This window comes from Corynebacterium sp. ACRPE, from assembly GCF_022347435.1.
Lineage (GTDB): Bacteria > Actinomycetota > Actinomycetes > Mycobacteriales > Mycobacteriaceae > Corynebacterium > Corynebacterium tuberculostearicum_D.
On record NZ_JAKRNA010000001.1, the window covers coordinates 234,080 to 249,984 of the forward strand.

The window sequence follows — 15,905 nt, forward strand, 5'->3', positions numbered from 1 at the left end:
CGTGGCACGCGCAATTTGGATACACTAAAAGAAATTCTCCCTCCCAGGAAGGAAGTTTCATGTCCCTCAAGCGCCTCCTCCCCGTTCTCACCGCAACCCTATTCCTTGCCAGCTGCAGCCCTTCCGCCCAAGACGGCGAATACCCCGTCTACGGAGACGGCTACGACCTGAACACCAAAGACGGCATGGCCGACTATCTCAAGGAGTACAAAACCCTGCCGGATGATTACATCAACCACGATGCTGACCAGCTCGAGGGCGACGATCAGCCCGAGACCTTTGAAACCAACGCGGATTCCGTCAAGAAGGCCGGCGAAGCTACCTGCAAGAATGACGAGTTGCTCGACATTTCAAAGGAATATTTCCGAGGAAACACCGACAAATTTGGGGAAGCTGTTATGTCATCAGTCAGCGGCTCTGATGATAAATACAGTGATGTTTTTGAGGCACTGAACATCCCCGATGACGCACCAGACAATGACAAGATCATGGCTGCAGCGATGACCTCACTCGGTGCCGTGATGGCTTGCGGCGATGAATTCAGCGATGAGGAACTGGAAGAGGTCGCTGAGGCCATCCATTCCAGCTAAAACCTCGAACCAGATTCCCTACTTAAGGAATAGCTATGCCCCTCAAGCGTCTCCTCCTCCTAGCCGCCGTAGGCACCCTACTTACCGGGTGCAGCTCGACCGACCACAAAGAAGAAGCAGCCACCGAAGCTGAATCCCCCACTAGCGAAAGCCCTACCAGCAGCGAAACCCCCACCACCACAAGCAGACAACACGACCTCAATACCAAAAGCGGCTTCATTTACCATATAAAAGAACACGGCACTATCCCGGACTTTTACTTGGATGTGTTCGGCGCTGGGGCTTCCGAAGAGGAAGACGGACCTACAAGCTACGAGGTCAATGCCACGACACTGAAGAAGGCTGGATCTGTTGCCTGCGAGAATGAGCAGATCCTGGACGACGCCAAATATTTGCTAACCCATGGCGACAGCGCATTTGAAGAACTCGTCCCTAGCCTTGAGGAGTTCGATAGGAAATACGCTCCCATCTACGAAAAGCTTGAAATATCAGCGGCTTCTCCCGTCCTAGACAAGCTTTTTACCATGTACATGGCTGGCGTGGGTTCCCTAGCCACCTGCGGTGACAAATATGACGATAAGGAACTCGAAGCAGTAGCTGACAACGTTTTCAGTTACTAACCCCCGGAATTTCGCACACTCTTTCGTTTTACCCCTTGCGCACGCGGGAAAGGCAGCTTATACTAGGGGCAGAAATTCGATTGGGTGTGCGATTTATTCCAGAGGGGGAACTTTCCGTGACAGCCAGCGACGCACCACCAAAGAAAGCCTATTTTTCTACCAATAACCTCGACGATACGGTTTGCGTTTTGGGCATGCTCCAACGCATTCAATCCTGGCAGCTATACCAATCCGTGCTTCCGCGATTAGAAGACGATGTCGAATGTACTACCGCCGCTTTAGCTAATCGGGTGGGCTTGAGCTACTGGCGTGTCTTATCCGCACTGCGTTCTCACCTGCGCATGCGAGAATTGCCGTTAACCACGGCGGTACAGACCGAACATTGGATTCTCGACCTCCCGCGGCTGCACGTCATTGATGCCGAGCTTGCCCCGCTTGGCGACGACGCCGAGGGCATCCAACTAATCGATGCCGCCCTTGCAGACTTCCTCACCCCGAAGGAACCTGCTCAGCATGTGCCCACAGAATCTGAAATCCGTAGATTCTTGCGCGACTACATCGACGGCATTCTCAAACCAGATATTGAGAAGGAAATCGAGCGCTCCGTTTCCATTTCTTATTCCAAAGGCCAAGCCACCATCACTCTGAAGACGGATAAAGCAACCGCCAGTGCTATTTCACGGCACATCGATAAAGCAGCGCGAAAGAAGAACATCACTAAGTCAGAGGCTTTGGAGACGCTGATCTTTAATCGCACCCAGACAAAAGTAGTAATCAATACCTACGCAGCGGGTGACGATGCTTCTCGCGTATACATACCTTCGGCGGGATGGTGCGTTCTTACAGAACATTTAAGCAATTACTCGATGACTCGCGAGCTGTGCCCAGAAGAAACATCCTCCTACGTTCCCACCGAACAAATCAGGACATGGGTTCACGGTCGCGATGCCACGTGCCGTTGGCCGGGGTGCTCCATGCCGGCGCATTACTGCCAGCTTGATCATCGAGTGGAGTATGCCGACGGCGGACCGACGAGCGTCGATAATCTTGTCACTCTCTGTCAACACCACCACAACGTAAAGACCGATGGTAGGGCACGCTACATCATGGATCCCATCACTGGGGACGTTGCCTGGCTCTTTTCGGACGGCACCTTCGAAATTGACCGTGCCCAAGGGCCTTTAGCACCGCGGACCATGAATTGGAAGCAAACCTGGCAACAATACCTAGACATGCGAAAGCGCCCCCGCGGCAATGCGAGGGCGCTACGAAAGGAGGCGATTAAGCCTTAAAGCGCGGGAAAGCGGAGCGGCCGGCGTAAACTGCGCCGTCGCCAAGCTCCTGCTCGATACGCAGCAGCTGGTTGTACTTAGCTACACGCTCGGAACGAGCCGGTGCACCGGTCTTGATCTGGCCGCAGTTCAGAGCGACAGCCAGGTCCGCAATGGTGGTGTCCTCGGTCTCACCAGAGCGGTGGGACATCATGGTGCGGTAGCCATTGCGGTGAGCCAACTCGACTGCGTCGAAGGTCTCGGTCAGGGTACCAATCTGGTTGACCTTAACCAGCAGGGCGTTAGCAGCCTTCTTCTCAATACCCTCCTGCAGGCGGGCAGGGTTGGTGACGAAGAAGTCATCGCCGACGATCTGTACCTTCTCGCCAATTGCGGCGGTCAGGGCGGTGTAGCCATCCCAGTCATCTTCCTGCAGCGGATCCTCGATGGAGACGATCGGGTACTGGTCGATGAGGTCCTCGTAGACCTTGGACATTTCTTCAGCGGTGTGCTCGCCACCCTCGAAGTGGTACTTGCCGTCCTTGAAGAACTCGGAGGAAGCAACGTCGAGTGCCAGGGCTACGTCCTTGCCGGGCTCGAAGCCGGCCTTCTTGATGGCGTCCACGATGACGTCGAGAGCAGCCTTGGTGGAGTCAACGGACGGAGCGAAGCCACCCTCGTCGCCCAGGCCAGTGGACAGACCCTTGTCCTTCAGCACTGCTTTCAGTGCGTGGTAGACCTCGGCGCCCATGCGCAGAGCCTCGGCGAAGGACTCCGCACCAATCGGAGCGATCATGAATTCCTGAACGTCAACGCCGGAGTCAGCGTGTGCGCCGCCGTTGAGGATGTTCATCATTGGCACTGGCAGCACGTGAGCGTTTGGGCCGCCGATGTAGCGGTACAGCGGCAGTGCAGCGGACTCTGCAGCGGCCTTGGCTGCGGCGATGGAAACGCCCAGGATGGCGTTTGCGCCGAGCTCGGACTTGTTATCGGTACCGTCCAGCTTAATCAGTGCCTGGTCAATGAGGCGCTGGTCGTCGGCTTCGAAGCCGGCGATCTCATCGGCAATCTTCTCGTTGATGTTCTCAACAGCCTTCAGAACACCCTTACCCTGGTAGCGCTCGCCACCGTCGCGCAGCTCGTGAGCCTCGTGCACACCGGTAGAAGCACCGGAAGGAACGCCGGCAACACCGCGGGCGCCGTCATCAAGGAAGACCTCGGCCTCAATGGTTGGGTTGCCACGGGAATCAAGAATTTCGCGGGCGAAAGTGTGGATGATATCAGCCATGCTGTTTTTCACTCCTCATAAAAAAGTTCGCTCTGGACCAGCCGGCCCAGCTACGTTGTCAATTGTTGCAGAAAACTTTACTGTGTGACGCTACTTGGCACTTTGCGGAACCGAGTAAGCATTGGCGGCGTGTGCAACTTTATGCAAATACTCGCTGGACTGATTGTAATTTAGGACTGCTTCCTCCCACTGTTCTGGGTTAGAGAGATCTCTATCACCAAAACATAAAAGTCCGGCGGCGCCAACTGCGGCGTCGTCGATTTGGTTGGGGTCCGCCTTCCCATCGCCGTTGGCATCAGCGCCCACCGACTCCCACGTGGTCGGGATAAATTGCATCGGGCCGACGGCGCGGTCATATTCGGAATCCCCATCGATGTCGCCATTATCGGTATCTGGGGTGTGCGCCGTATTGTTTAGTCCATCGAGGGCGATGCCGTTGATGGGTGGTTGGGGGTAGCCGGCGTCGTCAAGCTTGGAGGGCTTAAACCAATTGCCGTTGTAGGTGCCATGGCGGGTCTCCACGTAGCCCAGCCCGGCAAGGGTATTCCAGCGCAGATGACAATTCGGCCATTTTTGCTGAGCGATGAGTTCGGCGTTGCCATAAGCGCGCAGGGCGGCCGGCGGGATGCCCGTCTGCTCAGCTAGGTCAGAGGCCCAGTAGGTAAGCTTATCCGCGGTGCGGCCGGGGGCGTTGACGTCAATATGCGCGACCTCTTTGCCTTCAACGGGCGGAATGTTCTCCGGTACGGGCTCCTGGGAAGTGCCGTGCCCCGTCAACAGCCATGCCACCAACGCGATGATCACGGCTACGGCCACCCCGCAGCCCCCGAATATCTGCAGGAGCCTCTTCATGAGAAGCCATCCTACATTCCCTTGCCTTCGCGCCACAGCCTCTCTTGCGTGTCAACGTCGACAATCTCCGTGGTGCCATCAAATAGGTATGGGGCGCGGGCGCGCATTTTGGTGAGGAAGCTCTGGGCGACGTCGTCAAGCGAAAAGGTGGAGATTTCCGCATGGAAGAGCACCTGGAGGAAGACATCCCCCAATTCCTTGAGCATCTCGCTTTCCGGTTCGCGATTGCGCACGGCCGCGGCGAATTCGGCGGATTCCTCCTCAAGATAAGGCAAGAGTGAGGTATGGGTTTGCTCGCGTTCCCACTCCCCGATGCGCCGCGCCGTGGCCATGGTCTGGCGCGCCTGCATGATGGGATCCGCAAGGGATTCGGCGCGAATAACAGGCTCGCCGCTAGCGAGGCGGGCGCGAGTTTCCGGATCGTGTTCGTCGGTGCTTACCAAGGTGCCGGTGGCGTCCTCCCCTACCAGCAGATCGGAGAAATTCCACCGTACGGACACGGGTACCTCACCCGTGAAGTAGACGGGGCCACGCAGCTTCCCGTGTGCCTGCATGGGGATCATGGTGGGCCAGCGTTCATCGAGCAACAGCACAGTCATGTGCACAAAGTCTAGCCCGAGTTCCCATTATGGGGCTATTCAAGGTATTTTAGGCCAATGACCTCCAGCCAGAATAAATCCCACTCCGTGACGTTGTGGACCCTCGTCGCGCTGATTATCGGTTCCACCGTGGGCGCGGGCATTTTCTCGCTGCCCCAAAACATTGCCTCCGTTGCCGGCCCAGGCGCGATGCTCATTGGCTGGCTGGTAGCGGGCATCGGCATGCTGTCTGTGGCGTTTGTTTTTCAGATTCTGGCCCGCCGCAAGCCGCACCTTGATTCTGGCGTTTATTCCTACGTGCGTGCCGGCCTCGGCGATTTTATTGGTTTTACCTCCGGCTGGGGCTACTGGCTGGGCTCCGTTATGGCGCAGGTGGGTTATGCCACCCTCTTTTTCAATACCTTGGGCCATTACCTGCCGCTTTTCGACGCCGACCATTACTGGACCTCCGCCATCGCCGTCTCCCTCCTATCCTGGGGCATTTTTGCGGTACTTGCCCGAGGCATTAAGCAGGCCGCGTTCATGAACCTCATCACCACAATTGCCAAGATTGTGCCCATCCTGGCCTTTGTGGTGCTCATTGCATTCCTCGGGTTCAGCTGGGATAAATTCACCTTGGATTTCTGGGGACGCGCTTCAGAGGCCAGCGTCTTTGAGCAGGTCCAGGGGATCATGCTCTTTACCGTGTGGGTCTTCATTGGCGTAGAAGGCGCATCCGTTTATTCCAAGCAGGCTTCTAAACGCACCGACGTCGGCCGCGCGACCGTCATCGGCTTCTTCTCCGTGCTGGCGCTGCTGGTTTCCGTGTCTACCCTGAGTTTTGGCGTGATGACCAAGGAAGAACTGGCCGCACTGCCGGATAATTCCATGGCCTCCGTACTCACCGAGGTCATCGGCCCCTGGGGCGGCGCGCTGGTGTCTATTGGACTGTGCTTGTCGGTTTTGGGTGCCTACGTCTCTTGGCAGATGTTGTGCGCCGAGCCCATCGTAATGATGGCCATCGACGGCCTCATTCCCCGCCGCATTGGCACCATTAACGTGGCGGGTGCGCCGTGGGTAGCGCAGCTGATTTCCACGATGGCCATCCAGCTATTCATCATCGTCTTCTACCTCAACGAGGCGTCTTATAATGCCATGGTGCAGCTGGCCACCATCATGTACTTGCTACCCTATATCTTCTCTTCCCTGTACCTGCTGCTCTTGGCGCTGCGGGGCAAGGGGCTGTCTCACCCGCAGGCGGGTATCAAATTTGACCTTTCAGGGCCAGAGGTAAGCCGCAAGGAAAACCGCAAGCACCTAGCCATCGCTTTGCTCGCGTTTATCTATTCGCTGTGGCTAATTTATGCGGCCGACCTCGTCTACGTCCTACTCGGCGCATTGGCCGTGGTACCGGGACTTATTCCGTATGTCGGCACCCGGTTGTGGAAGAAGGAACGCATCTTCAACACCTTCGAGTGGTGCGTGGTGGCCATTGTCTTTGCCGGTGCCGCCACCGCCATTTGGGGCTTGAGCACCGGCTGGCTCACCCTCTAGCTACTCCCCTACGCTGACCACGTTCGAGGTGGGCTGGGCGCCGCTGACGTTGATGGGGCCGACGTCGAAAAGCGCGCTTAGGAAGTCCGCCGCCCACTGAATGAGCTCGGTATCGCGCAGCTTCGGCGAGGTGACATTGCGGCCTGCCTTGGGGAACGGCACGTTGATTGCCTTCGCCGCCGCACGGAAGCTGGAGCCCGGATATAGGCGCTTGAGACGCACCTGCTTGGAATCCGGCAGCTCCACGGGGTGGAACTTGACGCGGGTGCCCTGAACGGTGATATCGGAGATGCCGGCGCGGCGCGCCTGGTGGCGCAGGCGAGCAACGGAAAGCAGGCGCAGGACCTCCTGCGGCAGCGGGCCGAAGCGGTCTTTCATTTCCTCGATGACGGCCTTGAGATCATCGTCATTCTGCGAGGCCGCAAGCTTGCGATAGACCTCTAGGCGCAGGCGCTCGGAGTCGATATAGCCTTCCGGAATATGCGCGTCCACGGGGAGATCGATGCGGATTTCCTTCGGGCCCTCATCAGTAACGGTGGGGGCCTCGCCGCGGGCGAGCGATTTGAAGGTCTCGACCGCCTCGCCAACGAGGCGCACGTAAAGATCGAAGCCCACACCGGCAATGTGGCCGGACTGTTGGGCGCCAAGGACGTTGCCGGCACCGCGCATCTCCAAGTCCTTCATGGCTACGGCCATGCCGGCACCAAGGTCATTGTTTTGCGCGATAGTTGCCAGGCGGTCATAGGAAGTTTCCGTGAGCGTGGCCCCCTTGGGGTACAGGAAGTAGGCATAGCCGCGCTCGCGGGAGCGGCCCACGCGCCCGCGCAGCTGGTGCAGCTGGGACAGGCCCATATGGTGGGCGTTTTCCACAATGAGGGTATTCGCATTAGCGATATCCAGGCCGGTTTCCACGATGGTGGTACATACCAAAACGTCGTACTCGCGGTCCCAGAAACCCTGGACGGTCTGCTCGAGCACCTCCTCGTTCATCTGTCCATGCGCGACGACGACGCGGGCCTCCGGCACCAGGTCGCGCAGCTCGCGGGCCTTCTTTTCGATATCAGAGACTTTGTTGTGGATGAAGAAGGTCTGACCATCGCGCAGCAGCTCGCGGCGGATGGCCGCGGCTACCTGCTTGTCTTCGTAAGCGCCGACATAGGTCAGCACCGGGTGGCGGTCTTCCGGCGGGGTCAGGATGGTGGACATCTCGCGGATGCCAGCCATGGACATCTCCAAGGTGCGCGGAATAGGTGTTGCGGACATGGTAAGCACATCCACGCTGGCCTTGAGCGCCTTAATGTGTTCCTTGTGCTCCACGCCGAAGCGCTGCTCCTCGTCCACGACGATGAGGCCGAGGTTCTTCCAGTGCACACCGGTCTGGAGGAGGCGGTGGGTGCCGACGACGATATCGACGCTGCCATCGGCCAGGCCCTTGAAGATGTCCTTCGCTTCCTTCTTTGAGGTAAAGCGCGAAAGCACCTCAATCTTGACGGGGAAGCCGGTCATGCGCTCGCTGAAGGTATCAAAGTGCTGTTGCGCCAGCAGCGTGGTGGGCACGAGGACGGCCACCTGCATACCGTCTTGCACGGCCTTGAAGGCGGCACGGATGGCCACCTCGGTCTTGCCGTAGCCCACATCGCCGACGACCACGCGGTCCATCGGCACCGTGGACTCCATATCGTGTTTGACGGCGTCAATAGCCAGCATCTGGTCTTCGGTTTCGACGAAGGGGAAATTATCCTCCATCTCCGCCTGCCACGGATTATCCGGGGAGAATTGGTGCCCCGGCGCGGCCTGGCGCTTGGCGTAAAGCTCGACGAGCTCGCCGGCGATTTCGCGTACGGCGGCGCGCGCCTTCTTCTTGGTGTTCTTCCAGTCGGAACCGCCCATCTTGGACAGGTGGGGCGATTCGCCACCGGTGTACTTGCTGAGCAGATCCAGCGAGTCCATGGGAACCCAGAGCTGATCGGCGGGTTGACCACGCTTGGAGGGCGCGTACTCGAGCACGATGTATTCGCGGCGGCTGGTTTCATCGCCGGACTGGATGGTGCGCTCGGCCATCTTGAGGAACTTGCCGATGCCGTGAGTCTCGTGCACCACAAAATCGCCCTGCTTGAGGGCGAGCGGGTCAACCTTATTGCGGCGTTTGGCGGGCCGGCGCTTCGCTTCGGCGATATCGCCAACGCGGTTACCGGTCAGATCCGTCTCGGTCACAACGACCAGCGGGAGGGCTTCGGCATCCTTAGGCTTTTTCACCTTAGGAAATACCAGGCCGGCGTGGCTTAGTGCTTGGTAGAGGGTGACTTCACCGGCGGTGGGTTCCCAGCCAGGGGTGGCTACCTTGGTGCGGATGCCCTTTTCTGCAAAGCGGTCCACCATGCGCTTGATGGCACCTTGCGCCGGCGCGATGAAAGCTGCCCGGCCGCCGGCGTTGGTGTGCGCGAGGAGTTGGGCCATCATGGCGTCGATTTCTTCGATATTGCCGCGCGGGGTGGGCCCTGGTTCGAATTCGAGCGGGAGGGTCTCCTCTTCCGGGGCGGCGAGCATTCCCGGTGGGGAGAAAGTCCACAAAGGCAAGCCGGACTCGCTGATGGAGACCTCGAGCGACTCATAGGAGCGATAGCTGGATGCCTCGGTATCGAGTCCTTCGGTAGCCAGCGGGCCATCGGCACCCATGGCCGCGGCCTCCCAACCGGCGGCGAGGAACTCCGCATCGGTCTTTTCTAGATCTGCCACGCGGCGGCGAATCTTTTCCGGGCCGACCATCACCACGTGGGTGGAGGGGCGCAGGAATTCGGGGAGGGTGATCATGGGGGCGTCGGAAAGCGCGGGCAGGAGCGCCTCCATACCTTCGGCCGGGATGTGCTCGCTTACCTTGGTCAGCAGCTCCACCAAGGCGGGATTGCCGGGGTGATTGACGGCGAGATCGGCCGCACGCTTGGCAATGGCGTCCGTAATAGGCAGCTCGCGGGCCGGGAAAATGTCTACGCGGCCCACCTCGATTTCAGGGATGGTGCGCTGGTCAGCTACGGAAAATTGGCGGATATCGGTAATCTCATCGCCCCAAAACTCCACGCGGACCGGATAATCCAGCGTGGTGGGGAAAATATCGATGATGCCGCCGCGCGTAGCGTACTCGCCGCGCTTAGCCACCATGTCTACGTGCTTATAGGCGCGGAACTCGAGCTCGCGGACTACCTCATCGAAGTCATATTCTTGATCTTCTTCGAGGTGGACGGGAGCGCGGCCCTCCACCTCCTGGAGGATGGGCTGGGACAGGCCGCGGGCGGCGGTGACGATGACCTGCAGGCTATCGAGATTGTGCAGAACTTCAGCGCGGCGGCCGATGATGTCTACGCCGGGGCTCAGTCGCTCGTGCGGCAAGGTCTCCCAGGCGGGGAACATGGCCACCTTCTGCCCCAGCATCGCCGTAAGCTCCGCCGTGAGGTCCTCGGCCTCGCGGCTCGTAGCGGTTACCACGAGCACTGGGGCATGATGAGCCAAGGTGCCCAAGGCCCACGGCCGGGACTGATCCAAGCCTGTGATGTGGAGGTCTTCGCCCACATGAGAAATCATGCCCTTGAGCTTGGGATCCGAGGCCGCTACCTTGAGCAGGCCGGCCAGCATTGGGGTCGCCATCTATTTGCCTCCTAGCTTGGGCTTTACTTCCATACCGGACAAACCATTCCAGCATAGATTGACAATATGCGTGGCGACGACTTCCTTGTCCGGGTTGCGCTCATCCAGCCACCATTGCGCAGTGGTCGATACCATTCCCACCAGCGCTTGGCCGTAAATATCCGCCAAATCCGGGTCGATGCCACGGTGCTCAAATGCTTCGCTCAAAATATAGGAAACCTGGCCCACCGCGGAATTCAACAACGTGGAGAAGCTGCGTTCGTCGCCGGGCTTGGCATCGCGCACCAGGATGAGAAAGCCATCAGTTTCTTCCTCGACATAGGTCAAAATGGCCATGACAGCCTGCTCGATGCGCTCGCGCCAGCTGCCGGTCTCCAAGGAATCAGTAATGACCTTTTCCAGGGCCAGCATCTCGCGGTCAACAACCACCGCATAAAGGCCTTCCTTGCCCCCGAAGTGCTCATAGACAACGGGTTTGGATACCCCGGCGCGTGCCGCGATCTCTTCGACGCTGGTTCCTTCAAAGCCTAGTTCCGCGAATGCAGCGCGTCCGATGGAAATGAGTTGTTCGCGGCGTTCCCGGCCGGTCATCCTTTGTCGAGCCATGCCCTCCACCCTATCCTTTGCCCCGCAATTTGTGATTTACCCGGGGGTGTCAGGTACGCTATGCCTACGGCTTTTGCTGTGTTTCCCCATGGTGTAATCGGCAACACTACGGTTTTTGGTACCGTCATTCTAGGTTCGAGTCCTGGTGGGGAAGCTTTTTAGTTTTTCTTCCTGCCGCGGCGAAAGCCTCTGAGCTCGGCTTTCTTCGCAATCGCCGCCACTTGGGCGGCGGTGTAGTTAACGGGGGCTACACCGGCGCGGGGCAGGACCCAGCCGCGCCAATAGGACACGATGGCCATGCCACTGCCGACGATCGGCGCGACCACCATGCCGAGTGCAAACTGTCCGTAACCGGCAAAGGTAACCATGACGATGCCGGTGAGGATAGAAGGCACGGCATACAGGGGGCTGCCGCCAAAGATGGACGGGATTTCCCCCGAAGCTATATCGCGGACCATTCCTCCGCCCACCGCGGTAAGCACGCCCAGAAAGACACAGGGAATAAGTGGCATGCCGTGGGTGAGCGCTTTAACGCAGCCGGTGGTGGACCACACGCCGAGAATGATGGCGTCGCCATGTTCGCGGAATAGCTCCCACGCCTTGCCCTTGAGATCGATGAGGAATGCGATGAGTGCACCGCAGCAAGCAAGGCCGAGGTACCACGGGTCTGAGATCGCTGCCGCTGCTCCATCCCCGATGAGCATGTCACGGATCATGCCACCGGCCAGCCCAGAAAAGAGGGCGAGGAACACGAAGCCCACGATGTCGAATTCACGGCGGCGGGCAAGGGTGCCGCCAATGATGCCGTTCAAAACCACGCCGAGAAGATCGAAGGCTTGGTACAGCGAATTGATGAGGGGATCGACATCGTGCATGATTCTTAGGCCTCCTGCCGCGCGGGTAGAATTTCGGCGTGACTGCGGCCGTGTTTTACTCTCCGGCGTGTCAGCATGGCTCTTATTTAACCAACTCGTTTCTCTGAAAGATCGCATTTCTCATGTCTAAATCCAATGCCCGGTATTTCATCTGGTCCAACGGCCTGCAAAATTTGGGCGATCAGATTGTTGCCGCCAAGACGGTGCTGCCCGCGCTCTTTAGTGCGGCCGGAGTGCCTGCGTTCTTTACCGGCCTACTCACCCCTATCCGCGAGTCCGGTTCGATGTTGCCGCAGGCGGCGCTGACTCCGTGGGTGACTACCTATAGGGCCCGCAAGCGCTTGTGGATTATCGGCTCTTTGGGCCAAGCGGTATCCGCCGCGGTCATCGCGCTCGCGGCATTTTTTACCCGCGGGGCTGTATTGGGCGTGGTGGTGCTGGTGGCCTTGGCGTCACTTTCCCTCTTCCGCGCGCTGTGCTCGATTGCGGGCAAGGACGTGCAGGCGCGCACGATTTCTAAGGGCGCACGCGGCCGGGTGACCGGTAGCGCGGCAGCCCTCGGTGGCGGTGCTACTTTGCTGACCGGCATTATCCTCTACTTTTTGGGCGAGCTCAGCATTCCCATGATGGGCACGGTCCTCGCCATTGGTGCGTCCACCTGGGCCATTGCCGCGTGGGTCTTTTCGCACGTGGATGAGCCGGTGCCAGAGGAAGCCGAAGGGGGCATCGATAAGCGCTGGTGGCAAGATACCTGGCAGCTTTTTACCAGCGACGGCCAATTTCGTAACTTCGTCATCGTCCGCGCGCTCCTGCTCGTTTCGGCGCTATCGACCTCTTTTATTGTGCTGCTCAGCAGCAACCTTTCTGGGCTCTACGGATTCGTGCTAGCTTCCGGCCTAGCCTCTCTGGTGGGCGGGCGCATCTCCGGTGTGTATTCGGATAAGTCCTCTAAGAACACCATGGCCGTGGGCGCGGCCGTGGCCTCCGTCGTGCTGGTGCTTTTGGTCGCCAGCTCGCACTGGGCACCGGATGCGGTCAATGCCTGGGTCATGCCGATTGGCTTCTTCGCCGTGAACCTGGCGCACACGGCCATTCGCGTGGCGCGTAAGACTTACGTGGTGGATATGGCCGGCGGCGATAAGCGCACCCAGTACGTAGGTGCGGCCAATACGATGATGGGCATTATCTTGCTTATCGTCGGTGGCATCTCCTCCGTGGTGGCACTGGCCGGACCTGAGGCGGCGCTGCTCTTCCTTGCCCTCATTGGTTTCCTCGGTGTGTGGCGCGCCCGCGGCCTGAAAGAGGTTTCTCACACATAAATCGCACTCGGGCTATAGGATGTAGTCCGGATAAGAATCAGACTCGACCCCAGGAGTTCAATAACCCGTGGTAGCAACAACCTCGTGTGCTGTCGTCGTCCTTGCGGCTGGCGCCGGCACCCGCATGAAGTCCACCAAGCAGAAGACCTTGCATGAGATTGGCGGGCGCACTTTGCTCGGCCACGCTCTGCATGCTGCGGCCGGGATCAACCCGGAGCGCATCGTGACGGTGGTGGGCCACCAGCGCGATCAGGTCTCCCCCGCCGTGGATGCCATCGCCCAGGAGCTGGACTGCGAGGTACTGCAGGCGGTACAGGAAGAGCAGCTGGGCACCGGACATGCCGTGGCCTGCGGCTTGGAGCCGCTTCCGGACTTCGAGGGCACCGTCATTGTCACCAACGGCGATGTCCCTCTGCTGACCCCAGAGACCATCGAGGGCCTGCGCGCCACCCACACCGAGCAGGGCAACGCGGTCACCGTGCTCTCGATGCGCCTCGATGACCCGACCGGTTACGGCCGCATCATTCGCGCTGAGGACGGCAGCGTGTCTGCCATCGTTGAGCAAAAGGATGCCACCGAAGAGCAGCGCCAGGTCGATGAGGTCAACTCCGGCGTCTTTGCCTTTGATGGGCGCGTGCTTGCCGACGCCCTCCAGAAGCTCGACTCCAATAACGCCCAAGGCGAGCTGTATATCACTGATGTGCTCGAGATTGCCCGCACCGCAGGACACGGCGTCGGCGCGCACGTAGCAGCGGATCCGGCCGAACTCGCAGGCGTCAATGACCGCGTGCAGCTCGCCGCTGCCGGCCGTGAGCTCAACCGCCGCATGGTAGAAAAGGCGATGCGCGGCGGCGCCACCATCGTGGATCCGGAGACCACCTGGATTGGCGTCAACGTCACCGTGGGCTCCGATGTCATTATTCACCCGGGCACCCAGCTGTGGGGCGCTACCAGCATCGCCGATAACGCCGAGATTGGCCCCGACACCACCTTGACCAATATGCAGGTGGGCGAGGGCGCTTCCGTCGTGCGCACCCATGGCAGCGATTCCGTCATTGGTACCAACGCTAAGGTCGGCCCGTTTACCTATATCCGCCCGAAGACCGTGGTGGGCGAGGACGGAAAGCTCGGCGGCTTCGTAGAGGCAAAGAACGCCCAGATTGGCCGCGGCTCCAAGGTTCCGCACCTGACCTATATCGGCGATGCCACCGTGGGCGAGCAGTCCAACATCGGCGCCTCCTCCGTCTTCGTGAATTACGACGGCGTGAACAAGCACCACACCACCATCGGCAGCCACGTGCGCACCGGTTCTGACACAATGTTTATCGCTCCGGTCAATGTCGGTGATGGCGCATACTCCGGTGCGGGTACAGTAATTAAAGACGATGTTCCTGCGGGAGCACTCGCAGTCTCCGGTGGCAAACAGCGCAACATCGAGGGCTGGGTTCAAAAGAAGCGTCCGGGTACTCCCGCGGCTGAGGCCGCAGCCCGTGCGCAGGACAACGAAAAGTAAGGGGCATATTCTCCCATGACTGGCAAGGTAACTGGTAGCAGCAAGAACATGAAGCTCTTCTCTGGGCGTGCACACCCAGAGTTGGCAGAGGCTGTGGCTAAGGAGCTCAAGACCGATCTGGTTCCTACCACCGCCCGCGACTTCGCCAACGGCGAAATCTTCATCCGCTTTGAAGAGTCCGTGCGTGGTGCCGACTGCTTCGTAATGCAGTCTCATACCCAGCCGCTCAATAAGTGGCTGGTAGAGCAGCTCATCATGATCGATGCTCTCAAGCGCGGCTCCGCTAAGCGCATCACCGCCATCCTGCCCTTCTATCCATATGCACGCCAGGATAAGAAGCACCTGGGCCGCGAGCCAATTTCCGCCCGCCTGGTGGCAGACCTTCTGCAGGCTGCTGGTGCGGACCGCATCGTGTCCGTGGACCTGCACACCGATCAGATCCAGGGCTTCTTCGATGGCCCGGTCGATCACATGCACGCTCAGCCCATCTTGACCGATTACATCAAGTCCCAGTACGCCACCGATAACATCACCGTGGTCTCCCCGGATGCTGGCCGCGTGAAGGTCGCGGAAAAGTGGGCCCACGACTTGGGTGATGCCCCGCTAGCCTTCGTGCACAAGACCCGCTCCAACACTGAAGCCAATAAGACGGTGTCCAACCGCGTGGTCGGCGATGTAGAGGGCAAGGACTGCGTGCTTCTCGACGACATGATTGACACCGGCGGCACCATCGCTGGCGCCGTACGCGTGCTCAAGGATGCGGGCGCCAAGAAGGTTATCATTGCCTGCACCCACGGCGTCTTCTCTGACCCTGCCCGCGAGCGCCTCTCCGAGTGTGGCGCGGAGGAAGTTATCACCACCGATACCCTGCCGCAGTCCACCGAAGGCTGGTCCAACCTCACGGTGCTGTCCATCGCGCCGCTGCTGGCACAGACTATTCACGAGATCTTTGAGAATGGTTCCGTGACCACCCTTTTCGACCGCGCCTAAACATGTTCTACTATCACTAGCCGCCGAGAATTTACTTCGGCGGCTTTTGATTTGTTACCGGCACACGTGCTAATCTAACTCAGTCTCGGCGAGGGCGACCTCAGGATGAGGAAGCCGTTATCGACGCGATTGAAGTTAGAGCATGTTGCTTTTTATATACGCCTGCGATGACTCGTCCAAGACGTCCATCGGCAGGCTTTCGTCGTTTTT

13 protein-coding genes are annotated in these 15,905 nt (G+C 59.3%); 7 read left to right on the forward strand and 6 right to left on the reverse strand.

What is annotated here, in order from left to right:
- The first annotated feature begins 59 nt into the window (after window positions 1-59).
- The 3 genes from MHY13_RS01125 (at window position 60) to MHY13_RS01135 (ending at window position 2,502) form a co-directional block, all read left to right on the forward strand.
- Complete coding sequence (locus MHY13_RS01125) at window positions 60-590, forward strand: ribonuclease (RefSeq protein ID WP_204609660.1); 531 nt, start codon at window positions 60-62, stop codon at window positions 588-590.
- Window positions 591-625: 35 nt separating this feature from the next.
- The gene (locus tag MHY13_RS01130) at window positions 626-1,210 is read left to right on the forward strand and encodes a hypothetical protein (protein ID WP_239280138.1); all 585 of its coding nucleotides are present in this window, start codon (window positions 626-628) and stop codon (window positions 1,208-1,210) included.
- Window positions 1,211-1,326: 116 nt separating this feature from the next.
- Window positions 1,327-2,502 (forward strand): HNH endonuclease signature motif containing protein, encoded by a 1,176-nt coding sequence (locus MHY13_RS01135; protein ID WP_204609664.1) that lies wholly within the window; start codon window positions 1,327-1,329, stop codon window positions 2,500-2,502.
- Here MHY13_RS01135 and eno read toward each other — a convergent pair.
- The 3 genes from eno to MHY13_RS01150 form a co-directional block, all read right to left on the reverse strand.
- The gene (eno, locus tag MHY13_RS01140) at window positions 2,492-3,769 is read right to left on the reverse strand and encodes a phosphopyruvate hydratase (RefSeq protein WP_239192666.1); all 1,278 of its coding nucleotides are present in this window, start codon (window positions 3,767-3,769) and stop codon (window positions 2,492-2,494) included. The genes MHY13_RS01135 and eno overlap by 11 nt on opposite strands.
- A 90-nt stretch (window positions 3,770-3,859) precedes the next feature.
- Window positions 3,860-4,621 carry a lytic transglycosylase domain-containing protein gene (locus MHY13_RS01145; RefSeq protein ID WP_049379128.1) on the reverse strand — a complete coding sequence of 254 codons (762 nt, stop codon included), beginning with the start codon at window positions 4,619-4,621 and terminating at the stop codon, window positions 3,860-3,862.
- Between the two features lie 11 nt (window positions 4,622-4,632).
- Window positions 4,633-5,220 (reverse strand): MazG nucleotide pyrophosphohydrolase domain-containing protein, encoded by a 588-nt coding sequence (locus MHY13_RS01150; protein ID WP_239280140.1) that lies wholly within the window; start codon window positions 5,218-5,220, stop codon window positions 4,633-4,635.
- A 57-nt stretch (window positions 5,221-5,277) separates the two neighbouring features.
- On the opposite strand from MHY13_RS01150, the gene MHY13_RS01155 reads away from it, so the two are divergent.
- On the forward strand, window positions 5,278-6,753 hold the full coding sequence (locus tag MHY13_RS01155; protein ID WP_239280142.1) for an amino acid permease: 1,476 nt from the start codon (window positions 5,278-5,280) through the stop codon (window positions 6,751-6,753).
- On the opposite strand, the gene mfd is transcribed toward MHY13_RS01155, so the two are convergent.
- From mfd to MHY13_RS01170, 3 genes are all read right to left on the reverse strand, one after another.
- A complete protein-coding gene (gene mfd / locus MHY13_RS01160; protein WP_239280144.1) occupies window positions 6,754-10,392 on the reverse strand; it encodes a transcription-repair coupling factor in 3,639 nt (1,212 codons plus the stop codon).
- The gene (locus tag MHY13_RS01165; RefSeq protein ID WP_239192679.1) at window positions 10,393-10,998 is read right to left on the reverse strand and encodes a TetR/AcrR family transcriptional regulator; all 606 of its coding nucleotides are present in this window, start codon (window positions 10,996-10,998) and stop codon (window positions 10,393-10,395) included. It lies immediately after the preceding gene.
- 158 nt (window positions 10,999-11,156) lie between these two features.
- Complete coding sequence (locus tag MHY13_RS01170) at window positions 11,157-11,873, reverse strand: trimeric intracellular cation channel family protein (protein WP_239280146.1); 717 nt, start codon at window positions 11,871-11,873, stop codon at window positions 11,157-11,159.
- A 122-nt stretch (window positions 11,874-11,995) separates the two neighbouring features.
- Between MHY13_RS01170 and MHY13_RS01175 the strand changes: the two genes are divergently transcribed.
- The 3 genes from MHY13_RS01175 to MHY13_RS01185 all read left to right on the forward strand — a co-directional run bounded on the left by MHY13_RS01175 (window position 11,996) and on the right by MHY13_RS01185 (window position 15,695).
- Complete coding sequence (locus MHY13_RS01175; RefSeq protein WP_204609677.1) at window positions 11,996-13,192, forward strand: MFS transporter; 1,197 nt, start codon at window positions 11,996-11,998, stop codon at window positions 13,190-13,192.
- Window positions 13,193-13,259: 67 nt separating this feature from the next.
- Complete coding sequence (gene glmU / locus MHY13_RS01180) at window positions 13,260-14,705, forward strand: bifunctional UDP-N-acetylglucosamine diphosphorylase/glucosamine-1-phosphate N-acetyltransferase GlmU (protein WP_204609679.1); 1,446 nt, start codon at window positions 13,260-13,262, stop codon at window positions 14,703-14,705.
- A gap of 15 nt (window positions 14,706-14,720) precedes the next feature.
- On the forward strand, window positions 14,721-15,695 hold the full coding sequence (locus MHY13_RS01185; RefSeq protein WP_239280148.1) for a ribose-phosphate diphosphokinase: 975 nt from the start codon (window positions 14,721-14,723) through the stop codon (window positions 15,693-15,695).
- Window positions 15,696-15,905 lie beyond the last annotated feature (210 nt).